Here is a 25,033-nt window from a genome sequence, read left to right on the forward strand (position 1 = left end):
TCCTCCCTTTTTTCAGGAAGTTATAGCGTGTGATAGTCCCGGTTCATATAGACAAGCGCCGGCTTCGCCTCGTTGTACCGGACCGCCACGACCTCCCCAAAAATGATATGGTGCGTCGACATTTCCTTGATTTCGCTGACGCGGCAATCGAAGGAGGCAAGGGCGTCGTGAAGAATGGGCGCGCCGGTCACCAGCTTGTCAAAGACGCCGGTCGCGAAACGCTCGTCATTTGTGATCTGAGTACGGCCGGAAAACGCATCGGCAAGCGCTTGATGGTGCGCCGCAAGCGTATTCAATGCGAAGATACCGCTCCGGAAGAAGATGTCGTTCTTCGGATTGCTGTTGTTCAGGCACACCAGAACGGTCGCAGGGCTGTCCGTTACCGAGCAAGCGGCGGTGATGGTAACCCCCCGGCGCTCCTCGCCGATTGCGGTCGTCACGAGCTGCACGTGGCCTCCAAAGCGGCTCATCGCATCCCGATAGAGGCGCGGATCGATCGGTTGCTTATTCAACAAATGCATTCTCCATCCGGCGTTCGCCAGCTTGCTGTTTCCTGTAATATGAAGGTGATCGGTTACCTTTTCTACAAAAAGCCAGGCGAAAAGCTTCCCGATTGTGCGTTTTTCTTTGACGATGGATGCCGGACGGATAAAAGAGCAGGACAAACGACAGGGACCTGCGGCTTTTATGAATACTTTGCGTGGCCTAGCACTTCTGCCGATGCTGCTCCTTGCGGCCGCAGAATGCCATGCCGCCGGTCTTACGATTGGTGTCGTAGCGCCACAGAGTGGCAACCTCGCGCCGATCGGAGCGCAGATTATCGCCGGTGCCACTGCCAAGATCCGGCAGGACGGCAACACGATCGTCACGGTCGGAGAGACCTGCGAGGAAAACAGCGGTGCGGCCATCGCCGATGCGCTGATCAATGCCAAGGTCCAGGTCGCCATCGGTTTTCTCTGCAGCGAGACGCTCGAGGGGGCGTTGCCGAAGCTGAAGGAAGCAGATATTCCGGCGATCACCGTCTCCGTACGCTCGCGCATCCTCATGGAAGACGCTCTAAAAAATGGCTGGCCGCTCTACCGGCTGGCGCCAGCCGATGGCGCCGAAGCGGAGAAGATCACCGAGGTGATCTTACGCGAATGGGCGGCCTCGCCGCTCGCCCTGATCGAGGATGGCACCATCCATGGTCGGGAACTTACGGAAGCGATCCGCAACGCCCTCGAGGAAAAAGGCCTTAAGCCCGTCTTCACCGACACCTATCGACCTGGCCAGGAGCAACAGGTTGCGCTGGTGAGGCGACTGAAGAAAGCTGGGGCAACAAAGGTGTTTGTCGGCGGAGATCGCGGCGACGTTGCTGTCATTGCGCGTGATGCCCTGGCGGAAAAGATCCACCTCGATATTCTTGGTGGCGACGCCATGCGCGCCGCCGACCAGCCCCTTGCGCTCGCGGATGGCGTTCTCGCCGTAGTTCTGCCCGACTATGCCGCGCGACCGGAAGCCAAGCCGGTCGTCGATGCGTTTCGCGCGAGCGGCGTCGAGCCCGAGGGCTATGTGCTGCCTGCCTATACAGCAGTGGAGATTGCGGCGAAAGCCGCTCAGGACGCCAGCGCGGACGACCGCCCCATCGCGCAGCACATTGGCGGCACGTCCTTCGAGACGGTCATCGGAAAAGTTGCCTTCAATGCCGGCCACGAATTGGCCGATAACCCCTACCGCATGCTGCAGTGGCACGCCGGTTCGTTCGTCCCGCCGAGTGCGCCGATCGAATAGGACCTGTCACACGGCACGAGTTTTACGGAGAGACTTCAATGACTACGCCCATTCGCATCGCGCCGTCCGTCCTTGCTGCCGATTTTGCTAAACTTGGCCAGGAAGTCCGCGACGTGACGGCAGCCGGAGCCGATTGGATCCACCTCGACGTTATGGACGGTCATTTCGTACCCAACATTTCCTTCGGTCCAGATGCGATCAGGTCGTTGCGTTCCTACACGAATGCGATTTTCGATTGCCATCTTATGATTGCCCCTGTTGACCCTTACCTGGAGGCCTTCGCCAAGGCGGGTTGCGATCGCATCACCGTTCATGCTGAAGCCGGGCCACATCTCCACCGCTCGCTTCAGACGGTGCGCGGCCTGGGCAAGAAGGTTGGCGTAACGATCAATCCAGCCACGCCGCTTTCGGCAATCGAGAACGTGCTCGACGACGTCGACCTGATCCTCATCATGTCCGTCAACCCTGGCTTCGGCGGGCAGAAATTCATCCCCGCAATGGCGGACAAGATTGCCGCCGCCCGGTCACTGATCGGTGATAGGCCAATCGATCTTGAGGTTGATGGCGGCGTGACGGTCGAAACCGCGCCGATTATCGGCAAGGCTGGAGGCAACGTTCTGGTCGCCGGTTCGGCGATCTTCAAGGGCGGTTCGGTCGAGACCTACAAGGCAGCGATCAGTGCGCTGCGCAGTGCCGCCGAAGGCAAGACCAAGCCGTGACGAAAGTGAGCCGTCCTTGATCTCAGAGCGGCTCAAGGCGGCTCGCCCGCCCTTTTCCGATCTCTTCGCAGGCGCCATTCTCTGGGGCATGCAAATGCTGGCGTCTGCGATGGCCGCGCTTTATCTCCGAAATGGGATGGAGACGACGCATGTACGCGACCTCGCGATACTCTATTTCGCAGGCGGCCTGCTGGCATGGCCGTTCATGCTGCCTTTGGCTCGCTTCCTTGCGCATCGACGGTCGCTGGAAACGCGGTTTGCAGCGTTTTTCCTGACACTTGCCGCCGGCACCATCCTGATGACGGCCTTTCTCTTTGCCATGGACTACCGGGTCTTCTACTCCGCGTGGCACGCGTCTTTTGGATCCCTGACATGGGTTTTCCAATTCGTCTTCACCGGAGCCAGCGCGGTCTATCAGTTTGCCGTGCTGGGAATTCGCCTTTTTCTTCCGGTCGGTCTCCTTTGCCTTTTCGGCACCAGTATTGCGCTTGCCAAACGCATGCGTTGAGATTGCCGCCTGTCTTTGCTACAGGGGCGCCAGCATTCCTTTTATGAACGAAAGCAGGAAGCCATGATCCCGCGCTATTCCCGGCCAGAGATGGTCGCCATCTGGTCGCCCGAAACCAAGTTCCGCATCTGGTTCGAGATCGAGGCTCACGCCTGCGATGCGCTCGCCGAACTGGGCGTTATCCCGAAATCCGCTGCAAAGACGATCTGGGAACGAGGTGGCGCCGCCACGTTCGACGTTGCGCGCATTGATGAAATCGAAGCCGTTACCAAGCACGATGTCATCGCCTTCCTGACGCACCTTTCGGAAATCGTCGGACCGGATGCCCGCTTTGTCCACCAGGGTATGACTTCGTCGGATGTTCTCGACACCACGCTGAACATCCAGCTTGTCCGGGCAGCAGACATTCTGCTCGCCGATATGGATCGCCTGCTTGCAGCACTCAAGGCGCGCGCCTTCGAACACAAGGACACCGTCCGCATCGGTCGCAGCCATGGCATCCACGCCGAGCCGACGACGATGGGACTGACGCTGGCGCGCTTCTACGCTGAGATGAGCCGCAACCGCGCGCGCCTCCTGGCCGCGCGTGCTGAAATCGCAACCGGTGCGGTTTCGGGTGCCGTCGGGACCTTTGCCAATATCGATCCACGTGTGGAGGAACACGTCTGCGCCAAGCTCGGCCTGATACCCGAGCCCGTTTCGACGCAGGTCATTCCGCGCGACCGCCATGCGATGTTCTTTGCCACGCTCGGCGTCATAGCCTCCTCCATCGAAAACGTTGCGATCGAGATCCGCCACATGCAGCGCACGGAAGTGCTGGAAGCCGAGGAATACTTCTCGCCGGGCCAGAAGGGGTCTTCGGCCATGCCGCATAAGCGCAATCCGGTTCTGACCGAGAATCTCACTGGCCTGGCACGCCTGGTTCGCATGTCGGTCGTTCCGGCCATGGAGAACGTCGCCCTCTGGCATGAGCGCGACATCAGCCATTCCAGCGTCGAGCGCGCCATCGGGCCGGACACGACAATCACGCTTGATTTCGCCCTCAACCGTTTGGCCGGTGTCATCGAGAAGCTCGTGGTCTATCCCGACAACATGATCAAGAATCTCGACAAGTTCCGTGGTCTCGTGCATTCGCAGCGCGTACTTCTGGCGCTGACGCAGGCTGGTGTTTCGCGTGAGGACGCCTACCGGCTCGTCCAGCGCCACGCGATGAAGGTTTGGGAACAGGGCAAGGACTTCCTCGAGGAACTACTGGCCGATGCAGAGGTCCGTGCCGCGCTGTCTGAAGAAGAAATTCGTGAAAAGTTCGACCTCGGATATCATACCAAACACGTTGACACGATCTTCCGGCGCGTCTTCGGCGCTGCCTAAGTTGGATTACCGGGACGGCGCCTTCGAGGCGCCGTTTTCCGTTTCGGCTTCCGGGGCTTTGCAGATGCCCTCTTTTCGTTGACCTCATCCCCTGCATTGGCGGCTTCCGGCACGCCTTTCGTTCGCTCTTCGCGCACCCCCTTCGCGGCCTTGGCGACAAGGCGATCCAAGTGCTCAAGATCTTCGTCATCGAGGTGCTCGATTCCAATGAACCTGTTTTCAGCGTGGCTCGTCAGAATAATTTCATTGAGCTTTGCTTGAACAGCGCGAGCGTCCCTCGTCTGTGCGTTCTGCAACACGAACACCATCAGGAACGTGATGATCGTCGTTCCTGTGTTGATAACCAGCTGCCAAGTCTCCGAGAAGTCGAAGAGTGGGCCTGTCCCTGCCCAGACAGCGACAAGCACGACGGCAAGCACAAACGTCACCGGCCTCCCTGCCCATTCAGACGTCCTGCTGGCGAAGCGGGTAAACAGATGTTGCGGCGTAGCCATACGTAACCTCCCTCGGTATTCGCCTCAGCGAAACTCCAAGGGAGGTGGTCCTGTTCCAGTTCTGTGACGGTCAAACGACCGGCGGGGCGACGAGCTTCCTGTAGAGGTGCCAGCTGGCGTGGCCGAGCACCGGCATCACCAGGGCGAGCCCGACAAACAACGGGATCGTACCGACGATGAGGGAAACGGCGATGACCAAACCCCAGAAGAAGACGGGGACCGGGTTGGCGACAGTCGCCCTGACCGAAGTTTCCATGGCACAGACGAGACCGACGTCCCGATCTAGCAGCAATGGGAAGGTGACGACGGTCGTGGCCAGAACGATAACGGCGAAGCCGAGACCGAGCAGATGTCCCCATATGATCAGCTGCAAGCCCTCAGGCGTGCCGAAGATCTCCGAGAAGAATAAGGAGATCGAGCGCGGGAAAACCTCGCCGAAAACATTGGAGTAGAGCGTCTGCGCTGCGACGAGCCAGACGATGAAGAAGCCAAACAGCAGCAATCCGCCGGCAATGATCGATGGGAAGGCCGGTGATCTCGTCACCTCAAGCGCATGCCTCCACGAGGTGTCCATGCCGGCTTCACGCCTGCTGCTGATTTCGTAGAGCCCGATCGCGGCAATGGGGCCGATCAGCGCGAAGCCTGATATCAGCGGGAAAATCATCGGCAGAAGGTTGGCACTTGATGTTGCGAGCGCAAGAAAAATGCCGGCGATCGGATACATCATGCACAAAAATACATAGTGGGATGGCTTTTCCCGAAAATCGTCGAGCCCGCGCCGAAGCGCGTCTATGACATCCGCAACGCTGATCTTGTTGACGACCGGGCGTGTATAGACATCGCTTGCACCCGACATAACATGGAATGCCGTCATGGCTTTCTCCTCCTCAGCCAAGATAGCCGGCAGCGAAGGGATCGGCGACATCGCCGATACGCAACCGGCACTGCCGAAAACATAACAAATTTCGCCGGCCTTGTCCCACCCTCCCTTGACATCACCGCCAAGCTTTCTCACATCCGCGGCATCATGAAAGCTTCAGATGCCGAAATCCTCATCATCCCCGGTTATACCAATTCCGGTCCCGACCACTGGCAAAGCCGCTGGGAAGCCAAGCTCAGCACCGCGCGTCGCGTCGAGCAGGCCGAATGGTCGAAGCCAGTCCGCGACGATTGGGTGAGGCGCATCGCCGAGGAGGTGAACGCAGCAACTCGACCTGTCGTGTTGGTCGCGCATTCACTTGGCATTCCCTCGGCCATCCACGCCATTCCCCATTTCCGCAACAAGGTGGCGGGGGCATTCTTCGTTGCGCCGCCCGATGTTGCCAATCCGGCAATACGGCCGAAGCACCTGATGACATTCGGCCCATATCCGCGAGATCCATTGCCTTTCCCGACGATCACGATCGCGAGCCGCAACGATCCTTTCGGCAGCTATGAGCAAGCCGACGACATCGCTGCCAGTTGGGGATCGCTCTTCATCGACGCCGGTGAGTCCGGGCATATCAACAGCGAGTCCGGCCATGGCCCGTGGCCGGAAGGAACAATGGTGTTTGCGCAGTTCCTAAGCCGCTTGAAGCCGTCTTAGAGGCGCGTTTGACCCTCGCCTTACTTATAGCCGCATAATTTCAAGGCTGCGGCGATCCGGCTATTTCAAGGCTTCACGCGAGCACTTCCGCGAACCCGCTGACAGTTTGTGCCGCTCCAACAGTCAGTTCAGTCACCCTCACCGCGAATGAAGAGGACGCCCGCCAAGCCCACAAGAACAATGCATTGCAGTATAAACATTGGCCATTCTGGAGACATGTTAGTCCCTCCCCAATCAGTCCGACGTCGGCTGCCGCCGGCCAAGTGTAGGCGCGTTACGGAAAAGTTACACGCATATAGAGCGGCCAGCATAGATCGACAGCGCATATCTATTTGTTTTTAAATGCTTATTATTTTTATGACATTAATGGCTGTTTAATTCAATGAATGCAAAATATATACACGCTAAAAGAGCGAGTATACAGATTGAAGCACACGATTCCCGATACACGGGTCAAATCGAAGACCAAAGTCGAAGCCGCAGCGTTTCACGGCGACACGACACCACCGAATGGTGCCGAACTCTTGGAGCGCGAGAGTCGCTGGAACTACGCTCTTGTCGGATCGGGAATCGGTGTCTGGGACCACAATCTTCGTCTCGGCAAGCGCTACTATTCCGATACTTGGAAGATGATGCGTGGCATGGGGCCCGACGAGGATGCCGACGGCGATTACGACACGTGGATCGAACTCATCCACCCCGATGATCGGGACTTCGTCATAAAGGCCGTCGCTCGGCAGAACGCCGGCGACCCGGACTATCAGATTTTCGAGTATCGCGAGCGCCACAGGGGCGGACATTGGATCTGGATCGAGTGCCGCGGCGCTTGCGTCGAATGGGAGGAAGACGGCGCGCCTGCCCGGCTAGTCGGCACCGATACCGACATCACCGAGCGCAAGGAGGCTCAGGAGCGGCTTGCACACGTGTCGCGACGCCTCGATCTCGCCCTTGATATTTCTAATATCGGCGTCTTCGAGGCTGACATCGAGCTGGGCACGGTCGATTGGGACGACCGACTCCTGGCAATATACGGCATTACTGACACATCACCGGCCAGCACCGGAAGCGCCTGGGAAGCTTCGTTGCATCCGGACGACAGGAACCGTGTACTGGCGACCATCAATGACAGCATCGTCAACAATGCCGATTTTCAGCACGAATTCCGCATCATCAGGCAGGACGGTATGGAGCGCGTCATTCGCGCAAAGGCGGCCTTCTTCCATGATAGCGACGGGCGCCGCAAGCTGATTGGTGCGAATTGGGATGTCACCGCCGAAGTGCGGCTCAATAGTGAGCTGCAGCGCGCCAAGGATCTCGCGGAAGCCCGAAACAAGGAACTCGAAGGTGCCAAGGAAAGCATCGAGCATCTGGCGCTCCATGACTATCTCACCGGCTTGCCCAATCGCCGTTACCTGGATCGTATGCTGGACGAGCGTTCCGCGGCATGTCGCCAGACCGGCCTGACGCTCGCGATCCTCCATATCGATCTCGATCGGTTCAAGCAGATCAACGATACGCTTGGCCACCGTGCCGGCGACGCGATGTTGAAGCATGCTGCGCAGGTCTTGAAGAGGAATGTCCGTTCGACCGATTTCGTCGCTCGTATTGGTGGCGACGAGTTCGTCGTCCTTTGTACGCTCGACGTCACCCCGAAAAAGATCTCCAATCTGGCCGAGCGCATCATCCGCGAGCTCTGCAAGCCTATCCGCTACGAGGGTCACGATTGCCGTTTCGGCGCAAGCATCGGCATTGCGACGGATAGTGGCCCGGCACTAGATGCCAAGCAACTTCTGCTCAACGCAGATATAGCGCTCTACCGCGCAAAAAGCGGCGGACGCAATCGCCACGAATTCTTCTCGACCGACGAGCGACGCCGCATTATCGCCAGCAAGCGGCTGGCGGACGAAATCCTGCTGGGTCTGGAACGGGGAGAGTTTGTTCCGTTCTACCAGTTGCAGTTCCATGCACGAACGCTCGAGGTTGCAGGCGTCGAGACTCTGGCTCGCTGGCAGCACCGGGAACACGGTTTGCTTGCGCCCGATCGCTTCCTGGCGATTGCCGAGGATCTCGATGTTGTCTCGACGATCGACGGTCTGATTCTCGAGCAAGCACTGGCCGACCGAAAGCGATGGGAGGATGAGGGGCTCCGCATCCCGAAGATCGCGGTCAACGTGTCGTCGCGTCGCCTGGGAGATCCGAACCTGGTGAAAAAGCTTCGCGGCTTGAAGATCGAGCCACGTACGATTTCATTCGAACTGCTTGAATCGATCTCGCTGGACGATTGCGATGATGCCGTGATCGCCAATCTCCGGCACCTGCGCCGCCTCGGCATCGATATAGAGATCGATGACTTCGGTACGGGCCACGCGTCCATTGTCAGCCTTTTGAAGCTGAGCCCGAAAACCTTGAAGATCGACCGCGAACTGATCCGCATGCTGCCACATTCGGCGGAACAGCGGAAACTGGTCCGCTCGATCATCGATATCGGCCGTTCGCTGAATATCCTCGTCACAGCAGAAGGGGTTGAGACGATGGACCACGTCCGCATTCTCTACGATCTCGGTTGCGATATGCTTCAGGGTTATGCGCTAGCCCGTCCGCTGCCCGCCCTGCAGATAGCGCCTTTCGTCCGGGCCGCGTCCTGGCGGGGCGTAGAGGGCCCTGCCCGTGGCTTGCAACAGGACCTTCGTAAGTCGGTCAGCGGTTCCGGCCAAAGATAAAGGCCTGCATGATTGGCTCGACAGGGACGCATCACATTCCGTTGATCGCAAAAAACCTGTAAACTGCTTTACAGAAAGTCTTCGATTCTCTTAGCGGCACTCCGGCAGTCCCGGATTCCGGGGAAGGAGTGACAGGCGGATTGTGAAACCCTCGCTTTTCCTTTAAGGGGACGCCACGAGATCGATCCACTCGCGCTATCCCAAGAGCGCCAACGATAGAGAACAATTGCAATGAACCGTCGCCGCCGTATTTACGAGGGCAAGGCAAAGATTCTGTATGAGGGCCCGGAACCGGGCACGCTGATCCAGTTCTTCAAAGACGATGCCACCGCCTTCAACAAGAAAAAGCACGAAGTCATCGATGGCAAGGGCGTTCTGAACAACCGCATTTCGGAATATATCTTCAGCCATCTGAACAAGATCGGCATTCCGACACATTTTATTCGCCGCCTCAACATGCGCGAGCAGTTGATCCGCGAAGTGGAAATGATCCCACTCGAGATCGTTGTACGCAACGTTGCCGCCGGCTCGCTGTCCAAGCGCCTCGGCATCGAGGAAGGCGTGGTCCTGCCGCGCTCCATCATCGAGTTCTATTACAAGTCCGACGCGCTCGACGATCCGATGGTCTCGGAAGAGCACATCACGGCATTCGGCTGGGCAAACCCCGCCGAGCTCGATGACATCATGGCGCTCGCCATTCGCGTCAACGACTTCATGACCGGCCTTTTCCTCGGCGTCGGCATTCAGCTTGTCGATTTCAAGATCGAATGCGGTCGCCTGTATGAAGGCGACATGATGCGCATCATCCTGGCCGATGAGATTTCGCCGGACTCCTGCCGTCTGTGGGATATCGATACCCGCGAGAAGATGGACAAGGACCGCTTCCGCCGCGACATGGGTGGACTTCTGGAAGCCTATTCGGAAGTTGCACGCCGCCTCGGCATCATCAACGAGAACGAACCCGTGCGCGGCACCGGTCCGGTACTCGTGAAGTAAGACTTTCAGGCCAAGCAAGACAGGGAAGATAAAGTGATCAAGGCTCGTGTAACCGTCACGCTGAAGAACGGCGTTCTCGATCCGCAGGGCAAAGCCATCGAGGGCGCCCTCGGCGCGCTCGGATTCGATGGTGTCGGCCATGTCCGTCAGGGCAAGGTTTTCGATGTCGAACTCGAAGGGGCCGACAAGGCTAAAGCGGAGAGCGACCTTAAGGCAATGTGCGAGAAACTCCTCGCAAATACGGTGATCGAGAACTATAATATTTCCGTCGACTAATCTTGTCGTGGAGCGCACTCGATGGCTGAATTGACGCAAGAGCTCATGCTTGAGTTGTTGACGAAAATGCACGAGCACATCGACACATTGGATGCCTCTCTTGACGATATCAGGAGCGAAATGCATTGCATGCGCGACACGATGACGTCGATGCAGCAGGAAATACACAGTATTTATGGTGTCCTTGGCCGGCACGAAGGTCGGCTGGAGCGTATTGAAAAGCGTCTCGTACTCAGAGAACTTGCAGAAGCACAAACAAGGTTTTAGTCGCACTCATGAAATCAGCCGTCGTTCAACTTCCGGGTCTCAATCGCGATCGCGACATGATCGCTGCACTGACGAAAATCTCCGGTCGCGCACCGGTGACAATCTGGCAAACGGAAACGGATATTCCGGACGTCGACCTCATCGTTATCCCTGGCGGCTTTTCCTACGGCGACTACCTCCGATGCGGTGCCATCGCCGCGCGCATGCCGGTTATGCAGGCGATCATCGAAAAGGCGAGCAAGGGCGTCAAGGTTCTCGGTGTTTGCAACGGCTTCCAGATCCTTGTTGAGGCAGGTCTGCTACCTGGTGCGTTGATGCGCAATGCCTCCCTTAAGTTCGTCTGCCGCGAGGTCAAGCTCGAAGTCGTCAATGCCGACACCGATTTCACCCGCGCTTATTCCAAGGGTCAGATCATTCGTAGCCCAGTCGCCCATCACGACGGCAACTACTTCGCTGACGCCGAGACCCTGGCGAAGATCGAAGGCAACGGCCAGGTCGTTTTCCGTTATGCGGAGGGCACCAACCCGAACGGCTCGATCAACGATATTGCCGGCGTCATGAACGACAAGGGCAACGTCCTCGGCATGATGCCGCATCCAGAAAACCTCATCGAAGCAGCGCACGGCGGTTCCGACGGCCGTGGTCTGTTCGCTTCCGCCCTCGAGGTAATTGCTGCTTAACTTTCGGCACGTAAGAGGCCATCCATCCGGTCCATTGGAGCAAGTTGATGCGCCCTCGCCTTTCGACGACACGTATTTTCGCGATTGCCGCAACGGCGGCGCTGGTCGCGTCCTGCCAATCGAACACGCCGGCGAAGGGTCCTGATCGGAGCGCGCTTTCCACCATGGAACGCGTTGCTCTTGGGGCGAACGCCTGCTGGTTCAAATCGGGCGACGCGGCCTTTGCCGCCTACAGGCTGGCGCCGGAGCTGAACTCCTTCTCCGGTCGTCCTCGCATTCTCGTCGTGCACAAGGGAAGCCCCGAAAGCCGCCCATTGCTTGTCGTTCAGGCGGAAGGCAACCCATCCAAGCTTGATGCCTTTGGTCCGATGATGGAAGGCGCCACGGGACCGCGGATCGTCAAGGATGTTACCCGCTGGGCCTCTGGCGGCAAGGCTTGCGGCTGATCAATCCCAAAAGAACGACTTGCTGGCTTCCTTGCGTGCATCCGCGCGCGTAACGCCGATGTCCAACAGTTCGTCATCCGTCAGATCCAGCAGCGCCTTGCGGCTCTCCCGCTTTTGATGCCACGACGATAGCCGTCTCCATACGGACTGCCACACGATCCAAGTGTGCGGTGCATGGCCCGCGCGTTGCGAAACACGGTATTGCATCGATTGCACCTGAGAAGACAAAGGTGCAACCAGGGGCTCGTTCTCTTGAACGGCAGACATGTCATTCTCCGAGCAGAATTGTATCTGTCACTCAGATAAACTTGACGAGCAATGGGTGACAATATAGAGAATTGTCATCATGACAACTTGGCTCCCAGACGTTACGCGTGGTTCCGGTCCGGTCTACCTTCGGATTGCCGACAGCATTGAAACCGCCATTGCCAGCGGCACATTGCCTGCTGGCAGCAAATTGCCGCCGCAGCGAAACCTCGCCTACGATATTGGCGTGACAATCGGGACAATTGGCCGGGCATATGCACTCGTGCACGAGCGTGGCTTGGTGGCGGGAGAGGTCGGCCGTGGGACCTATGTGCTCGATCGCGCCGGGACCGCCGCCCCCGGCAATCAGCCGGATCCACTGACCATCGCGCTCGGGGGCACGCGCGCGATCGATGCGCCAGCCGGCAAGATACGCTTCGACACCACGGCCGCGCCGGATCTCGGCCAAGGTAAGATCATTGGCAGCGTGCTCGCCGCGATCGGTGAGGAACAGCTTTCCGAGATCTCATCCTATTCCCGCGTCTTTCCAAAGAATTGGTACGAAGCAGGTCGGCTTTGGCTCGCCAGGAACGATTGGATGCCAGAGACGGAAAACATCGTCCCTACCCTCGGGGCGCATGCAGCAGCTGTCGCCGTCATCTCGGCCGTGTCATCGCCTGGTGACAAGATCGTATTCGAAGACCTGAGCTACACGCAAGTTAGCCGCAGCGCTCGCATTCTTGGTCGGCGCACCATCACAGTCGAGTCCGACGAGAATGGTGTGGTTCCCGATGACTTTGAGCGCCTCTGCCTTCAGCAGCATCCCAAGCTCGCGTTCCTGATGCCAACCGCGCACAATCCGACGCTGGCAACCATGCCCCACGAACGTCGCTCGCGAATTGCCGAAATTGCACGCCGTCACGGGGTCTGGTTGATTGAAGACGATCTCTATGGCGGTATGACCGGCGACGAGAACCCGCTGCTTGCATCGCTTGCCCCGGATCGCACTTTCCTGATTAGCGGTCTTTCGAAATCGGTAGCTGCCGGAGTGCGCGGCGGCTGGGTCGCCTGCCCGCCGCATTTTGCGCAGCGAGTCAAGGTGACGCACAAGATGATCACCGGCGGGCTGCCATTCATTCTGGCTGAGGCTTGCGCGCGTCTCGTTGAAAGCGGCCAGGCACACGAGATCCGCAAGGCAAGCACCGCGGAACTGGCTTTCCGCGAGCGGCTCGCTCGGGAACAGTTGCAAGGATACGACTTCGTATCGCATCCGCATGTGCCCTTCCTGTGGCTCAAGCTGCCTGATCCCTGGCTCTCCGGAACGTTCAAGAACGCCGCCTACAGAGACGGCGTGCTGATTGATGACGAGGATGAGTTCAAGGCAGCGCGCGCCGAGAAGGTCTATCATCGTGTGCGGATAGGCTTCTCCTCCCCCCGCAACCGCGAAGATTTGGTTGCGGGACTTATGACATTGCGACGCCTGCTAGAAAGCGGCGGCGCGGGCTATGACGGCGAGATCTAAAACTGCGGCGATCAGCCATAAAGCAGCGACAGCAAGCAGAAGCTACTTTACCTAACCCTGATCGATGCTACGAAATTCGGATAGCGAATCTGGCGTGAGTCGGACGAGGTAATCTGGATGGCGATCGAATTTCGGACAATTGTACCGCGTTCTTCAATAGCGCTCCTGGCGGCGATCGCTACCAATATCTCGGTCACTCCGGCTCATGCTGGCCAACAAATCTTTGACGAACTGCGTTTCGGCGGGTCCGCTTCGGTACAAGGTGGCGTCGAGCGCGAGGACGGCATCTTTCCCGAGGTAACGGTGTTCTTTGATCCGTTCGGCCAGGATGCTGCCACCGGCTGGAAGCAACAGCTTGCGCGCCCTCGCATCAACCTCGGCACCTCCATCGGCACGTCCGGGGAAGCCACTCAAGTCTTTGCGGGTCTCTCCTGGACGGCGAACTTCAATGAGAAGTTTTTTGCCGAAGCCGGTTTTGGTGGCGTCTGGCACGATGGGGAACTCGAAGGCAATACCGATGGCCCGAACCTCGGCTGTCGGTTCCTCTTCCACGAGTATCTAGGCGCCGGTTATCGGTTCGATCAGCACTGGAACGTGGTCGCGCAAGTCGCCCATTCGTCCAACGCCAATCTCTGCGACGGGCCGAACAACGGCATGACCCGTGCCGGCATCCAGGTTGGTTACAAGTTCTGACCTTTCGATCAGGTGCATTTCAATGTCTGCTGTCTGTTAACAGCGGGCATTTTCCTGTCGCGCGTTTCATTCACTTAGGCTAAAGACACCGCAATCGCGCAACGGCAGGGACTTCCGAGAGCTCATGACCATTTCCAATACCCGCCCGATCACCCCCGAACTCATCGCCGCCCATGGCCTGAAGCCAGACGAGTATCAGCGGATATTGGACCTGATCGGCCGCGAACCGACCTTCACGGAGCTCGGCATCTTCTCGGCCATGTGGAACGAGCACTGCTCCTACAAATCCTCCAAGAAGTGGTTGCGCACGTTGCCGACCAAAGGCCCGCGCGTCATCCAGGGGCCCGGCGAAAATGCCGGTGTCGTCGATATCGACGACGGCGACTGCGTCGTCTTCAAGATGGAGAGCCACAATCACCCTTCCTACATCGAGCCGTATCAGGGCGCGGCTACCGGCGTAGGCGGCATTCTGCGTGACGTCTTCACCATGGGCGCCCGCCCGATCGCAGCGATGAACGCGCTGCGTTTTGGCGAGCCGGATCATCCGAAGACCCGTCACCTCGTGTCCGGTGTTGTCTCGGGCGTCGGCGGCTACGGAAACTCCTTCGGCGTACCGACGGTCGGTGGCGAAGTCGAATTCGACGCGCGCTACAACGGCAATATCTTGGTCAACGCCTTCGCGGCTGGACTGGCGAAGTCGAATGCGATCTTCCTTTCGGAAGCCAAGGGCGTCGGCTTGCCGGTCGTCTATCTCGGCGCGAAGACCGGCCGCGACGGCGTCGGTGGTGCGACCATGGCCTCTGCGGAATTCGATGAATCGATCGAAGAGAAGCGCCCGACTGTACAGGTCGGCGACCCCTTCACCGAAAAGTGCCTGCTGGAAGCCTGCCTCGAGCTGATGCAGACCGGTGCGGTCATCGCGATCCAGGATATGGGCGCTGCGGGCCTCACCTGCTCGGCCGTCGAAATGGGCGCCAAGGGCGATCTCGGCATTCTGCTCGACCTCGATACCGTGCCGGTACGCGAAGAGCAGATGACCGCCTACGAAATGATGCTGTCCGAAAGCCAGGAGCGTATGCTCATGGTTCTGGAGCCTGAAAAGGAAGCCGTGGCAAAGGCGATCTTCGTTAAGTGGGGCCTCGATTTTGCAATCGTCGGCAAGACCACCGACGACCTGCGCTTCCGCGTTGTCCATCAGGGAGAAGAAGTCGCCAACCTGCCGATCAAGGATCTCGGCGACCAGGCGCCGGAATATGATCGTCCGTGGCGCGAGTCGGACAAGCGCGCGCCGCTGCCTGCGAACCTCGTCTCCGCTCCGGCAGACTATGGTCAGGCGCTCTTGGATCTCGTCGGTTCTCCCAATCAATCCAGCCGCCGGTGGGTCTACGAACAGTACGACACCCTGATCCAGGGCAACTCGCTCCAGCTTCCCGGCGGTGATGCGGGCGTCGTTCGCGTCGAGAACCACCCGGCCAAGGCTCTCGCTTTTTCGTCCGACGTGACGCCTCGCTATGTCGAGGCCGATCCGTTCGAGGGCGGCAAGCAGGCGGTCGCAGAATGCTGGCGCAACATCACGGCAACCGGTGCAGAGCCGCTGGCGGCGACTGACAACCTCAACTTCGGCAATCCTGAAAAGCCGGAGATCATGGGCCAGTTCGTCCTGGCCGTGAAGGGTATCGGCGAAGCCTGCCGTGTCCTTGACTTCCCTATCGTGTCGGGCAACGTCTCACTCTACAATGAAACCAATGGCGTTGCGATCCTGCCGACGCCGACGATTGCCGGCGTCGGCCTTCTGCCCGACTGGAAGAGGATGGCACGCATCGGCAGCGCATCGAATGGCGATAAGGTGATCATGATCGGCAGAGACGGCAGCCATCTCGGCTCGTCGGCCTACCTGCGCGATGTCATCGGCAGCACCGAGGGCCCTGCTCCCGAGGTCGACCTCTTTGCGGAGCGCCGCAACGGCGACTTCGTGCGCTCGGTTATTCGCAACGGCCAGGCAACGAGCTGCCACGATATCTCTTCCGGCGGCCTCGTCCTCGCTCTCGCCGAGATGGCAATGGCCTCAGGCAAGGGCCTGAAGATCGGCCTCAGCGAATGCCGGGGCGCTCCACACGCGTTGCTGTTCGGCGAAGATCAGGCCCGTTACGTGCTGACGGTGCCAGCGGATGTTGCCAATTTCGTCTGTGCTAACGCCGAAGGTGCAGGCGTCCCCTTCCGCCGTCTCGGCACGGTCGAAGGTGAAAGGCTTGTAATTGACGATCTGATGTCGCTGCCAATTCAGCAATTGCGCGACGCCCATGAATCATGGTTCCCTAATTACATGGAAGGCCATGGCACACTGGCTGCCACGGAATAATACGCAAGGAGTAACGATCATGCCTATGAACCCCGGTGATATCGAAGACATGATCAAGGCCGGCATCCCCGGCGCCAAGGTGACCATCCGCGATCTCGCTGGCGACGGCGATCATTATGCGGCGGAGGTGGTAGCGGAAGCCTTTCGCGGCAAGAGCCGCGTGCAGCAGCATCAGATGGTCTACGAGGCCCTCAAGGGGAACATGGGCGGCATATTGCATGCCCTGGCGCTGCAGACCTCGGCACCTGAGTAATGTCGAACGCAAATGCCCGGTTACAAGCCGGGCATTTTGCTATAGCCGCCTTCGGCAAAGACCATGCCGGAGCGCGGACCGGCGGTTAGCAGCGTGAAGTCGAAGGATGCTTGCAAATCCGGCCCCAGGACGTACTGCCGATGCACGCGCAGAAAATCCTTCTTGATCTTCCTATAATGTTCAACGGTCAGCATCTGCTTCACGCGAATGAAGATCATTTTCGCAGGGCGGGCATCGCGCTGTCCGCAAACGGCTACCACCGGCACTTTGTAGAAGTGGATGGCATCGGTCAGACACTGGACATCGAGCCAGCTGACACTCGCGCATCGCGCAATCAGGCCCACCCGTGATCGCAGCAATTCCGCGGGACGCAGCAAAGCACATTGCAGGATCGCCGAACCGAGGGTCGCAAAGATCACCCTCTTGCCAGACAGGATGTTAGGATCGCGCTCAAGCACCATGCCGATGACATGAGCCGCTACGCTGGAGCCCATGCTGTGCGATGAGATCACATACTCGTCCGCGGCGTCTGACAACGCTGCCCGTGCGGCTGCGGCACAGCGATCGAGCCACTGGTTGAACTCCGAGTCGCTCATACGGGCAAGAGCAATCGCCATACGCCAGTCCGCGAAGAGATGCAGTGTGTAGAAACGCTCGGCGAAGGGCAGAAACGCAAAGACGAAGAAACACAACGCTAGGGCCACGCTCCACAGGAGATGAAGTGCGGGCAACTCCATTCCGATCGGTATGACGGCGATCGTTGCACTGAGCGCGAAGCCGAGAACCATCATCAGAAACGGAAAGATGAAGAACAACCCGAACCGCCAAGCATGCCGGAAATAGCCGGCCATTCCACCATAGGCGACCACCCGAAAGGCACTCTCAAAGCCTCTGACGATCTGTGTCGCACGGCCGCCAACTCTCAGCTTCTCGACCAGCGCATTGTGGTCGAACACATGAATCTGGCTGTTGGTTTCCCAGCCATCCGCAGTCGCCTTCACTTCGAAGCGCGTTGAATCCGCTCCGTATTCTGATTCACTCGTCAGCACCGAGTAATCCCAGACCGCTGCACTTTGCTTTGCTGAACGTTCGTAGCGCGCTCTGTGAGCAAGCCCGTCAAGTGGCTCGAACCCCGGAAAATGGAGAACGACCCTTTTCGAAATCAATGTCATTATTTTCTTTCGTGGCCGCGGGCGCGGCAGATAATTGCAGCGCCGCAATCGGCGAGAATTGTGGCGAAATCCGGAGCATCGACACGGCAAACGGTCATGGCCAACCTGCTGAAGCAGCGGTTCAGGCGTTGAAGTAACGCAAGCGCAACAATCCGCACTCAGCAAACCGGTAGGGCGCTCTTTTTTTGCCTGAGCCTGCTGGAATTCCGTCAATCACATGCTATCTAAGCTTAACGATTGAAACGGCGGGCCTTTAACTCGCCTGTGGAAAGGATTAGGTCCCTATGAGCGGTATCAACGAATTCATCGACAACGAAATCAAGAGCAACGACGTCGTCCTCTTCATGAAGGGCACGCCGCAGTTTCCGCAGTGTGGATTCTCCGGTCAGGTCGTGCAGATTCTCGATTACATCGGCGTCGACTACAAGGGCATCAACGTGCTCGCTGACTCCGAAATCCGCCAGGGCATCAAGGATTACTCCAACTGGCCGACGATCCCGCAGCTCTACGTGAAGGGCGAGTTCATCGGCGGTTGCGACATCGTCCGGGAAATGTTCCAGGCCGGTGAGTTGCAGCAGCACCTGCAGGAACACGGCGTGACCGTTCGCGGCGCCGCCTGACCTGTTCGGTCACCGGGCATCCCGCCCGGTTTCCAAATCTTGCATTTTGAGTCCGAGGCGCTGTGCTGAACAGCGCCTTGGCCCGTTTATGGGAATTTCATTGTGACAGATTCATCACAAGCCGTGCACGCGGGCCGATTGCCCATGGGCAAAGGGGAATTCATTGCGCTCGCTGCCTTCCTGATGGCAGTCAATTCGCTTGCGATCGACATCATGCTCCCGGCGCTTCAGCAGATCGGCGCCAGCCTTGGTGTGGAAAGTGAGAACCATCGTCAGTTTGTGGTCTCTGCCTATCTGCTTGGTTTCGGCGCGGCGCAGCTCTTCTACGGCCCTCTCTCCGACCGCTTCGGGCGCCGGCTGCCGCTGCTGATCGGCCTCGCCATCTATATCTGTTCCGCGCTCGGGATCGCACTGGTGCCATCCTTTGAGGGCCTTCTCCTGCTTCGTTTCATTCAGGGCATTGGTTCGGCGGCAACGCGTGTTATCACAATCTCCATCGTTCGCGACATCTACGGCGGTCGCCAGATGGCAGAAGTCATGTCGCTGATCATGATGGTCTTCATGATCGTCCCTGTTATCGCGCCGGGCAGTGGCCAGATCATCATGTTCTTCGGCAGCTGGCACCTGATCTTCGTATTCATCGCGCTTATGGCTGCTCTCATTTCGGCATGGGCCTATCTTCGCCTTCCCGAAACTCTGCATCCGTCCAACGTTCGCCCATTTACCGCTCGCTCCATCATCGGCGGCTTCAAGCTGGTCCTCACCAACCGGATCGCGCTCTGCTATACGATTGCCAGCACCTTCATCTTCGGCTCGCTGTTCGGCTTCATCAATTCCGCGCAGCAGATCTATGTCGGCATCTACGGTCTGGGGGTCTACTTCCCCTTCGCTTTCGCGGGTGTTGCCGTCTTCATGTCGCTGTCGTCATTCCTCAACTCGCGGCTTGTCGGCAAGTTCGGCATGCGGCGGCTGTCGCATGGTGCCTTGGCGGGCTTCATCACGGTCAACACCATCTGGCTGGTCGCCCTCGTCCTGGGACCACAGCCGATGCCCTTCCCGCTTTTCATCGGCTTCTTCGGTCTGGCGATGTTCCAGTTCGGTTGGATCGGCTCGAACTTCAATTCGCTTGCCATGGAACCGCTAGGCCATGTTGCGGGAACGGCTTCCTCCGTCCTCGGATTCATGAGCACGGTGGGCGGCGCGCTGATCGGCGCCGGCATCGGTCAGGCCTTCAACGGCACCGCATTACCAATGGTCGCAGGCTATTTCACCGTCTCGATCATCGGTCTGATCTTCGTTTTGATCGCAGAGAAAGGACGCCTCTTCCAACCGCATAACCCCGCGGTCTGATCGAGTCGCCCGCCTCGTATTTCAGGATTTCCAGTATGACGCCGCCACATAAACAACACGTCGAAAATCAGGGCTCCAGCCGAATAGGCATGGGCTTCGTCGAATTTGTCATCACCATCGCTATCATGACCGCCAGCATCGCCATGGCGATCGATAGCATGTTGCCTTCCCTGCCCGCGATCGGCCATTCGTTCGGCGTCACAAACGCCAACGACGCGCAGCTCGTGATCGGCGTCTTCTTCCTCGGCTTCGGCGTATCGCAGATCATCTTCGGCAGCCTCTCAGATACGTTCGGCCGCCGGAATATCCTGCTTGGCGGCCTGGCGGTTTATGTGCTCGCCATGTTCGCCGCGGCCGCCACCGGCAGCTTCGAGATGCTGCTGGTCATGCGCTTCGTCCAAGGCCTTGGCGGCGCAGCCGTTCGCATCACCACCATGGCGATCGTTCGCGACTGCTTCGGCGGCCGCGAGATGGCGCGTGTCATGTCCTACGTGATGATCGTCTTCATGATCGTTCCGATCGTGGCACCGTCTGTCGGTCAGTTGATCATCACTTACGCCAACTGGCACTGGATCTTCATCCTGCTCGGCGTCGTCGGCGCCATCCTGTTTATCTGGGCACTGGTGCGCCTCAAGGAATCGCTTCCGAGAGAAGAACGGATCCCGCTATCGGTGGGCTCGGTCGTCGACGGCTTCAGGACCGTTCTGACGAATAAAGTCACCTGCGGCTACATGATTGGGCTCACGATGTTCACGGGCGTCATCAGTGCCTATGTCATCTCGGTCCAGCAGGTCTTCGGCGAAGTCTACGGCCTCGGCGACTGGCTGCCGATCGCCTTTGCCGCGACGGCGGGCGGAATCGCGGTGGCAAATTTCGCCAACGGCTTCTTCGTGCGTAAATTCGGCATGCGCCGCATCTCGCACGTCGCGATGATCCTGTTCACGATCGTCTCGGCAATCGGCTACGTCAAGGCACTCGGCGGCCGCCCCGATTTCGCCTTCGCCTATGCGCTATTCACGATCCTACTGATGATGTTTGCGGTCATTGCCACGAACTTTACGGCAATCAGCCTGGAACCGATGGGCAATCTCGCCGGCACAGCGACCGCCATCACCGGCTTCGTGTCGACGACCTTCGGCGCGATCCTTGGCGGCTCCGTTGGCCAGCTCTTCAACGGCACTGTCCAGCCGCTCTTTGGTGGTTTTGCCGTGTTCGGTGCGATCAGCATCGCGGCAACGCTCTGGGCGGAAGGCGGCAAGCTCTTCACGCATCCGGGCGACAGTCCGCAGCTCGACGCCGGTGCCGGGCACTTCTAACCGTCTGACAAAACTGCACGCATGGCGTTCCATATCGCTCGCATCAGATCGTTGCGGGCGAAGCTTTCAAACAGCTACCGCCACACCAGAACAACCGATAGAGCCAGCGCCGACGCCATGGCGATATTGAAGAACCTCGCCGAGCGTTGCGTCCGGAGAATCTGGGCTACGAGTGCACCCAAGACAAGCCACAGCAGCCCGGCTGGAAATGCCGCGGCAGCAAACAGCGTCCCCATCCATAGCGCACCGCTGGTTTGAGCGTACTCCGGCGACACGAGATAGGTGCCGCCGGCACTAAGGGCGACCAGCCAACCTTTTGGGTTCAACCACTGGAATAGAAAAGCCTGCCGAAATCCCACCGCCCGCGTCTGGCCGTTCGATTCGAACGTGCCGGCACTGGCAATCTTCCAGGCCAGCCACAGCAAAAACAGAGATCCGGCCATCTTCATCGCTGTCACAACAGCTGGCGCTGCGGCGACAATTTCTCCAAGGCCGAAGGCGCTTAGAACGATCATCACGCCCATGCCCAGCGACGCGCCGAGCGGACAGCCGATGCCTCTCAAGGCACCGACAGCCGCACCGGTGGACAGGATCATCGCGTTGCTGGGTCCCGGTGTAACCGCCGCGATAAACGCAAACAGCAGGAAAGCCAGCGCCTGAGCGGTATCCATCATTCCCTCCCGGGATTTCTAAAGACGGGAGAAGCTCTACAGCCGGCGTGCCTGATCGTATTGTACGTCTGTGCAAACGTCGGAGTCGCGTTGGAACGCAAATCTGCGTCCCCTAAAACGCCACGTCCTCGCCAGCGATCCGCGTGAGGCGCACCGACTTCGTGTTAGATCGTGAGGACTTCACGCCGCAGAATGTCCCAACTCTCCTTGTCAGGCGCGATCAGCAGACCACCGGTCGTGTGGTGCGGCAGATAAGGTGAGCCGTCAAAGCGGGTCGCATGACCGCCGGCCTCGATACTCAGAAGCGTGCCTGCAAGATGATCCCAGGGCATGAGCTTGTTATACATGAGATAGTGCACATGACCGCCGGCAAAGGCGCGGTATTCGTGGGCCGCGCAGCGGTAGTTGGCAAGAAACCGGACCTTGGCCAGGTTGGCCAGGATCTCACGGCGCTGGGGCTTCGGAAGGAAGCCGGTCGATGCCATGCCGACCATCTCTTCCAGTGCGACAGGTACTGCAACGGAGAGCCGTTGTGCCTCCCCATCAGGACGTCGAAGCCACGCGCCGCTGCCCTTCTCTCCGATCACCCAATCGTCGCCCATCGGGTCGTAGATGATACCGGCAACGGTTTCGCCCTTGGATACCACGGATGCCATGACGCCGAAGGCTGGAATGCCCGATGCGAAATTGAAGGTCCCGTCGACGGGGTCCACGACAATCGCAAGATCCGCTCCTTCGAGCTTGGCAAGTAGCGCTGGATCGGCAGCGACCGACTCCTCGCCGATGAACACGGCATCTGGCCAAAGCGCGGCGGCTTCCGCCTTGATCATCCGCTCCGCCTGAAGGTCGGCCTCCGTGACCAGATCGGTTGCCTCGCTCTTGGCGCGCACGTCATCGCTCCCAAGCCGACGGAAACGCGGCAATATCTCTGCCTTCGCCGCCCGCCTCAGGAGATCGGCAAGCGTCGCTACATCTATCGTGGAACTCATGGACTTTCCTTCTTTGGCGTGAGTGCCGATTATTCACTCTTCGGTGCGGTCTCTCCGGCCATCAGGCCAGCGAAATCGAAAAGCTTGGGATCAAGAAGATGCGACGGGTTCACATGCGCGAGCGCCCTGAGCATCGTGTCCTTGCGGCCTGGCATGCGCCGCTCGATATCTGCGAGCATGTCCTTCATCGCATTGCGCTGCAGCCCATCCTGAGAGCCGCAGAGATCGCACGGAATAATTGGGAATTGCATGGCAGCCGCAAACTTCGCCATGTCGTCTTCGGCGCAGTAGGCGAGTGGCCGCAAAACCATCAGGTTGCCCTCGTCATTGAGCAGCTTGGCAGGCATCGACGCGAGCCGCCCACCGTGGAAGAAGTTCATGAAGAAGGTCTCGAGGATATCCTCGCGATGATGGCCGAGCACCAATGCGTCGCAGCCTTCCTCCTTGGCAATCCGGTAGAGGTTGCCGCGGCGCAGGCGCGAACAGAGCGAGCAATAGGTCGCTCCGTCCGGAACCTTCTCCTTCACGATCGAATAGGTATCGCGATACTCGATGCGGTGCTTGACGCCGATCTTGGTCAGGTAGTCAGGCAGGATATGCTTGGGGAAGTTCGGTTGCCCCTGGTCGAGATTGCAGGCGATCAATTCCACCGGCAGAAGACCACGCCACTGCAGGTCGAGCAGAAGGGCGAGCAACCCGTAAGAGTCCTTGCCGCCAGAGAGACCGATCAGCCACCGCTTCTGGCCCTTCAGCATCGCAAAATCGTCGAATGCCTGCCTGACGTTGCGCAGCAGCCGCTTGCGCAGCTTGTTGAACGACACCGAGTTCGGAGCCTCTGCAAAGAGCGCGTGCGCGATCGCGCCGTCCGCGGTCGGCGTTTCCAGCTCATCGGCAATGTTGGCTGCGATGTTCATTCTCTCGTCCAATCAGAGTCTGCCTCCGCCTTAGCAGAAAGCGTCACGACAACACAGCATCAATCGCCGAAAACCGACCAGCCGGTGCGAGCCGCCAGCATTTCGAGTGCGACGGCGCCGAGTTGCGAGTTGCCGACCTTGTTGAGCCCCGGCGACCAGACGGCGATGGAGGCGATGCCGGGCGCCACGGCAAAGATGCCGCCACCGACACCGCTCTTGCCGGGAAGGCCTACGTGATAGGCGAAGTCGCCCGAGCCGTCATAGTGGCCGCAGGTCAGCATTAACGCATTGATACGCCGTGCCCGCTTCGGCGACACTACCGAGTGACCGGTCATCGGATTACTGCCGCGCGCCGCGAGAAACAGCCCGGCCTTCGCAAGCTGCTCGCAGGTCATCGACAAGGCGCATTGGTGGAAATAGACGCCAAGCACGTGATCGACGGGGTGATCTAGGTTGCGATAGGAGCGCATGAAATTGGCGAGCGCAAAGTTGCGGTAGCCCGTCTGCGTCTCGGACTTTGCAACGCGATCATCGATGGTGACCGACTCGTCATCCGCGAGATAGCGCACGAAGCGCAGCAACTCGCCGATCGCCTCGCGCGGCGCATGGCCGGCCATGACGACATCTGTCACCGCGATTGCGCCAGCATTGATGAAGGGATTGCGCGGAATACCCTGCTCATGCTCGAGCTGGACGATCGAGTTGAACGAAGAGCCGGATGGTTCACGGCCGACGCGCTTCCACAAGCCCTCGCCGATCTTGCCGAGCGCAAGCGTCAGCATGAAAACCTTCGAGATGCTCTGGATGGAGAACGGCACGTCGGCATGGCCGACGTTGTAGACCTTGCCGTCTACGGTCACGACGCTCAAACCGAACTGGTTCGGGTCGACCTTGGCGAGTTCCGGAATATAGTCCGCAACCTTGCCCTCGCCGATACGGGGCGCCAGCTCCTTGTGGATGCTGTCGAGAACTGCCTGCAAGTCCACCATCCTATCTCCCCAGATAACAAAAAAGCCGCCCCAAGAGGCGGCTTTTCCGTATGCGAAAACGCCTCGCGTCCTACTGCGCCGCGCGTCGAAGACGCGTAAAGGACGCA

27 protein-coding genes are annotated in these 25,033 nt (G+C 59.1%); 18 read left to right on the plus strand and 9 right to left on the minus strand.

Features of this window, described 5'->3' with window-relative positions:
* Positions 1 to 20: 20 nt before the first annotated feature.
* Complete coding sequence (locus ATY79_RS20925; RefSeq protein WP_088694462.1) at positions 21 to 515, minus strand: flavin reductase; 495 nt, start codon at positions 513 to 515, stop codon at positions 21 to 23.
* 172 nt (positions 516 to 687) lie between these two features.
* On the opposite strand from ATY79_RS20925, the gene ATY79_RS20930 reads away from it, so the two are divergent.
* From ATY79_RS20930 to purB, 4 genes are all read left to right on the plus strand, one after another.
* Positions 688 to 1,770 (plus strand): branched-chain amino acid ABC transporter substrate-binding protein, encoded by a 1,083-nt coding sequence (locus ATY79_RS20930; protein WP_088704785.1) that lies wholly within the window; start codon positions 688 to 690, stop codon positions 1,768 to 1,770.
* Between the two features lie 38 nt (positions 1,771 to 1,808).
* Positions 1,809 to 2,489, plus strand: coding sequence for a ribulose-phosphate 3-epimerase (gene rpe / locus ATY79_RS20935; protein ID WP_088704786.1), 681 nt, complete (start codon positions 1,809 to 1,811; stop codon positions 2,487 to 2,489).
* Positions 2,490 to 2,505: 16 nt separating this feature from the next.
* Complete coding sequence (locus ATY79_RS20940) at positions 2,506 to 2,997, plus strand: hypothetical protein (protein WP_088704787.1); 492 nt, start codon at positions 2,506 to 2,508, stop codon at positions 2,995 to 2,997.
* A gap of 63 nt (positions 2,998 to 3,060) precedes the next feature.
* Positions 3,061 to 4,368: an adenylosuccinate lyase gene (gene purB, locus ATY79_RS20945; RefSeq protein WP_088704788.1), complete on the plus strand. Its 1,308-nt coding sequence runs from the start codon at positions 3,061 to 3,063 to the stop codon at positions 4,366 to 4,368.
* Here the strand turns inward: purB and ATY79_RS20950 are convergent.
* Complete coding sequence (locus ATY79_RS20950; protein WP_088694241.1) at positions 4,365 to 4,862, minus strand: low affinity iron permease family protein; 498 nt, start codon at positions 4,860 to 4,862, stop codon at positions 4,365 to 4,367. The two genes, purB and ATY79_RS20950, sit on opposite strands and share 4 nt — an antisense overlap.
* Before the next feature lie 70 nt (positions 4,863 to 4,932).
* Positions 4,933 to 5,736 (minus strand): DUF2189 domain-containing protein, encoded by an 804-nt coding sequence (locus ATY79_RS20955; protein WP_088694242.1) that lies wholly within the window; start codon positions 5,734 to 5,736, stop codon positions 4,933 to 4,935.
* Between the two features lie 153 nt (positions 5,737 to 5,889).
* On the opposite strand from ATY79_RS20955, the gene ATY79_RS20960 reads away from it, so the two are divergent.
* The 7 genes from ATY79_RS20960 (at position 5,890) to ATY79_RS20990 (ending at position 11,832) form a co-directional block, all read left to right on the plus strand.
* Positions 5,890 to 6,447 (plus strand): alpha/beta hydrolase, encoded by a 558-nt coding sequence (locus ATY79_RS20960; RefSeq protein WP_088694463.1) that lies wholly within the window; start codon positions 5,890 to 5,892, stop codon positions 6,445 to 6,447.
* A gap of 425 nt (positions 6,448 to 6,872) precedes the next feature.
* On the plus strand, positions 6,873 to 9,167 hold the full coding sequence (locus ATY79_RS20965; RefSeq protein ID WP_088694243.1) for an EAL domain-containing protein: 2,295 nt from the start codon (positions 6,873 to 6,875) through the stop codon (positions 9,165 to 9,167).
* Between the two features lie 231 nt (positions 9,168 to 9,398).
* Positions 9,399 to 10,163, plus strand: a complete 765-nt coding sequence (purC, locus tag ATY79_RS20970; RefSeq protein WP_007532892.1) for a phosphoribosylaminoimidazolesuccinocarboxamide synthase — start codon at positions 9,399 to 9,401, stop codon at positions 10,161 to 10,163.
* A gap of 33 nt (positions 10,164 to 10,196) precedes the next feature.
* Positions 10,197 to 10,439, plus strand: a complete 243-nt coding sequence (gene purS / locus ATY79_RS20975) for a phosphoribosylformylglycinamidine synthase subunit PurS (protein WP_007789552.1) — start codon at positions 10,197 to 10,199, stop codon at positions 10,437 to 10,439.
* 21 nt (positions 10,440 to 10,460) lie between these two features.
* Positions 10,461 to 10,706, plus strand: coding sequence for a hypothetical protein (locus ATY79_RS20980; protein WP_028744592.1), 246 nt, complete (start codon positions 10,461 to 10,463; stop codon positions 10,704 to 10,706).
* Between the two features lie 8 nt (positions 10,707 to 10,714).
* A complete protein-coding gene (gene purQ / locus ATY79_RS20985; RefSeq protein ID WP_088694244.1) occupies positions 10,715 to 11,386 on the plus strand; it encodes a phosphoribosylformylglycinamidine synthase subunit PurQ in 672 nt (223 codons plus the stop codon).
* Positions 11,387 to 11,433: 47 nt separating this feature from the next.
* Positions 11,434 to 11,832, plus strand: coding sequence for a hypothetical protein (locus tag ATY79_RS20990; protein WP_088694245.1), 399 nt, complete (start codon positions 11,434 to 11,436; stop codon positions 11,830 to 11,832).
* Here the strand turns inward: ATY79_RS20990 and ATY79_RS20995 are convergent, their stop codons facing one another.
* Positions 11,833 to 12,099, minus strand: coding sequence for a DUF1127 domain-containing protein (locus ATY79_RS20995; protein WP_088694246.1), 267 nt, complete (start codon positions 12,097 to 12,099; stop codon positions 11,833 to 11,835). It abuts the gene before it with no gap.
* A gap of 79 nt (positions 12,100 to 12,178) precedes the next feature.
* Between ATY79_RS20995 and ATY79_RS21000 the strand changes: the two genes are divergently transcribed.
* The 4 genes from ATY79_RS21000 to ATY79_RS21015 all read left to right on the plus strand — a co-directional run bounded on the left by ATY79_RS21000 (position 12,179) and on the right by ATY79_RS21015 (position 16,905).
* On the plus strand, positions 12,179 to 13,600 hold the full coding sequence (locus ATY79_RS21000; RefSeq protein ID WP_088694247.1) for a PLP-dependent aminotransferase family protein: 1,422 nt from the start codon (positions 12,179 to 12,181) through the stop codon (positions 13,598 to 13,600).
* A 117-nt stretch (positions 13,601 to 13,717) separates the two neighbouring features.
* Positions 13,718 to 14,293 (plus strand): acyloxyacyl hydrolase, encoded by a 576-nt coding sequence (locus ATY79_RS21005; RefSeq protein WP_088694248.1) that lies wholly within the window; start codon positions 13,718 to 13,720, stop codon positions 14,291 to 14,293.
* A gap of 124 nt (positions 14,294 to 14,417) precedes the next feature.
* A complete protein-coding gene (gene purL, locus ATY79_RS21010; protein WP_088694249.1) occupies positions 14,418 to 16,652 on the plus strand; it encodes a phosphoribosylformylglycinamidine synthase subunit PurL in 2,235 nt (744 codons plus the stop codon).
* A 19-nt stretch (positions 16,653 to 16,671) separates the two neighbouring features.
* A complete protein-coding gene (locus ATY79_RS21015) occupies positions 16,672 to 16,905 on the plus strand; it encodes a BolA family transcriptional regulator (RefSeq protein WP_088694250.1) in 234 nt (77 codons plus the stop codon).
* A 20-nt stretch (positions 16,906 to 16,925) separates the two neighbouring features.
* Here ATY79_RS21015 and ATY79_RS21020 read toward each other — a convergent pair whose 3' ends face one another.
* The gene (locus ATY79_RS21020) at positions 16,926 to 18,077 is read right to left on the minus strand and encodes a hypothetical protein (protein ID WP_088694251.1); all 1,152 of its coding nucleotides are present in this window, start codon (positions 18,075 to 18,077) and stop codon (positions 16,926 to 16,928) included.
* Positions 18,078 to 18,361: 284 nt separating this feature from the next.
* On the opposite strand from ATY79_RS21020, the gene grxD reads away from it, so the two are divergent.
* The 3 genes from grxD to ATY79_RS21035 all read left to right on the plus strand — a co-directional run bounded on the left by grxD (position 18,362) and on the right by ATY79_RS21035 (position 21,363).
* Positions 18,362 to 18,697, plus strand: coding sequence for a Grx4 family monothiol glutaredoxin (gene grxD, locus ATY79_RS21025; RefSeq protein ID WP_007532908.1), 336 nt, complete (start codon positions 18,362 to 18,364; stop codon positions 18,695 to 18,697).
* A gap of 144 nt (positions 18,698 to 18,841) precedes the next feature.
* Positions 18,842 to 20,047, plus strand: a complete 1,206-nt coding sequence (locus ATY79_RS21030; RefSeq protein ID WP_088694252.1) for a multidrug effflux MFS transporter — start codon at positions 18,842 to 18,844, stop codon at positions 20,045 to 20,047.
* A 35-nt stretch (positions 20,048 to 20,082) separates the two neighbouring features.
* Complete coding sequence (locus tag ATY79_RS21035) at positions 20,083 to 21,363, plus strand: multidrug effflux MFS transporter (RefSeq protein ID WP_088704789.1); 1,281 nt, start codon at positions 20,083 to 20,085, stop codon at positions 21,361 to 21,363.
* A gap of 74 nt (positions 21,364 to 21,437) precedes the next feature.
* Here ATY79_RS21035 and ATY79_RS21040 read toward each other — a convergent pair whose 3' ends face one another.
* The 4 genes from ATY79_RS21040 to ATY79_RS21055 form a co-directional block, all read right to left on the minus strand.
* Entirely contained in the window at positions 21,438 to 22,034 is a 597-nt protein-coding gene (locus ATY79_RS21040) for a LysE family translocator (protein WP_088704790.1), read from the minus strand.
* A 164-nt stretch (positions 22,035 to 22,198) separates the two neighbouring features.
* On the minus strand, positions 22,199 to 23,023 hold the full coding sequence (locus tag ATY79_RS21045; RefSeq protein ID WP_088694255.1) for an inositol monophosphatase family protein: 825 nt from the start codon (positions 23,021 to 23,023) through the stop codon (positions 22,199 to 22,201).
* A 29-nt stretch (positions 23,024 to 23,052) separates the two neighbouring features.
* Positions 23,053 to 23,937: a tRNA 2-thiocytidine(32) synthetase TtcA gene (gene ttcA / locus ATY79_RS21050; RefSeq protein ID WP_088704791.1), complete on the minus strand. Its 885-nt coding sequence runs from the start codon at positions 23,935 to 23,937 to the stop codon at positions 23,053 to 23,055.
* 59 nt (positions 23,938 to 23,996) lie between these two features.
* Positions 23,997 to 24,926 carry a glutaminase gene (locus tag ATY79_RS21055; RefSeq protein ID WP_088694257.1) on the minus strand — a complete coding sequence of 310 codons (930 nt, stop codon included), beginning with the start codon at positions 24,924 to 24,926 and terminating at the stop codon, positions 23,997 to 23,999.
* Between the last annotated feature and the right edge of the window lie 107 nt (positions 24,927 to 25,033).

This window comes from Rhizobium sp. R693, assembly GCF_002211315.1.
In the GTDB taxonomy this organism is placed as follows: domain Bacteria; phylum Pseudomonadota; class Alphaproteobacteria; order Rhizobiales; family Rhizobiaceae; genus Rhizobium.

What these genes read in the sequence shown, in the direction of transcription:
- ATY79_RS20980 (WP_028744592.1), top strand. Translation starts at nt 10,461, where the DNA reads ATGGCTGAATTGACGCAAGAGCTCATGCTTGAGTTGTTGACGAAAATG.
- ttcA (WP_088704791.1), bottom strand. Translation starts at nt 23,937, where the DNA reads ATGAACATCGCAGCCAACATTGCCGATGAGCTGGAAACGCCGACCGCG.
- ATY79_RS21005 (WP_088694248.1), top strand. Translation starts at nt 13,718, where the DNA reads ATGGCGATCGAATTTCGGACAATTGTACCGCGTTCTTCAATAGCGCTC.
- ATY79_RS21000 (WP_088694247.1), top strand. Translation starts at nt 12,179, where the DNA reads ATGACAACTTGGCTCCCAGACGTTACGCGTGGTTCCGGTCCGGTCTAC.
- ATY79_RS21020 (WP_088694251.1), bottom strand. Translation starts at nt 18,077, where the DNA reads ATGACATTGATTTCGAAAAGGGTCGTTCTCCATTTTCCGGGGTTCGAG.
- ATY79_RS21035 (WP_088704789.1), top strand. Translation starts at nt 20,083, where the DNA reads ATGACGCCGCCACATAAACAACACGTCGAAAATCAGGGCTCCAGCCGA.
- ATY79_RS20995 (WP_088694246.1), bottom strand. Translation starts at nt 12,099, where the DNA reads ATGTCTGCCGTTCAAGAGAACGAGCCCCTGGTTGCACCTTTGTCTTCT.
- purQ (WP_088694244.1), top strand. Translation starts at nt 10,715, where the DNA reads ATGAAATCAGCCGTCGTTCAACTTCCGGGTCTCAATCGCGATCGCGAC.
- grxD (WP_007532908.1), top strand. Translation starts at nt 18,362, where the DNA reads ATGAGCGGTATCAACGAATTCATCGACAACGAAATCAAGAGCAACGAC.
- ATY79_RS20930 (WP_088704785.1), top strand. Translation starts at nt 688, where the DNA reads ATGAATACTTTGCGTGGCCTAGCACTTCTGCCGATGCTGCTCCTTGCG.
- ATY79_RS21030 (WP_088694252.1), top strand. Translation starts at nt 18,842, where the DNA reads ATGGGCAAAGGGGAATTCATTGCGCTCGCTGCCTTCCTGATGGCAGTC.
- purB (WP_088704788.1), top strand. Translation starts at nt 3,061, where the DNA reads ATGATCCCGCGCTATTCCCGGCCAGAGATGGTCGCCATCTGGTCGCCC.
- ATY79_RS21040 (WP_088704790.1), bottom strand. Translation starts at nt 22,034, where the DNA reads ATGGATACCGCTCAGGCGCTGGCTTTCCTGCTGTTTGCGTTTATCGCG.
- ATY79_RS21045 (WP_088694255.1), bottom strand. Translation starts at nt 23,023, where the DNA reads ATGAGTTCCACGATAGATGTAGCGACGCTTGCCGATCTCCTGAGGCGG.
- ATY79_RS20955 (WP_088694242.1), bottom strand. Translation starts at nt 5,736, where the DNA reads ATGACGGCATTCCATGTTATGTCGGGTGCAAGCGATGTCTATACACGC.
- ATY79_RS21015 (WP_088694250.1), top strand. Translation starts at nt 16,672, where the DNA reads ATGCCTATGAACCCCGGTGATATCGAAGACATGATCAAGGCCGGCATC.
- ATY79_RS20990 (WP_088694245.1), top strand. Translation starts at nt 11,434, where the DNA reads ATGCGCCCTCGCCTTTCGACGACACGTATTTTCGCGATTGCCGCAACG.
- ATY79_RS21055 (WP_088694257.1), bottom strand. Translation starts at nt 24,926, where the DNA reads ATGGTGGACTTGCAGGCAGTTCTCGACAGCATCCACAAGGAGCTGGCG.
- ATY79_RS20960 (WP_088694463.1), top strand. Translation starts at nt 5,890, where the DNA reads ATGAAAGCTTCAGATGCCGAAATCCTCATCATCCCCGGTTATACCAAT.
- purC (WP_007532892.1), top strand. Translation starts at nt 9,399, where the DNA reads ATGAACCGTCGCCGCCGTATTTACGAGGGCAAGGCAAAGATTCTGTAT.
- purL (WP_088694249.1), top strand. Translation starts at nt 14,418, where the DNA reads ATGACCATTTCCAATACCCGCCCGATCACCCCCGAACTCATCGCCGCC.
- rpe (WP_088704786.1), top strand. Translation starts at nt 1,809, where the DNA reads ATGACTACGCCCATTCGCATCGCGCCGTCCGTCCTTGCTGCCGATTTT.
- ATY79_RS20950 (WP_088694241.1), bottom strand. Translation starts at nt 4,862, where the DNA reads ATGGCTACGCCGCAACATCTGTTTACCCGCTTCGCCAGCAGGACGTCT.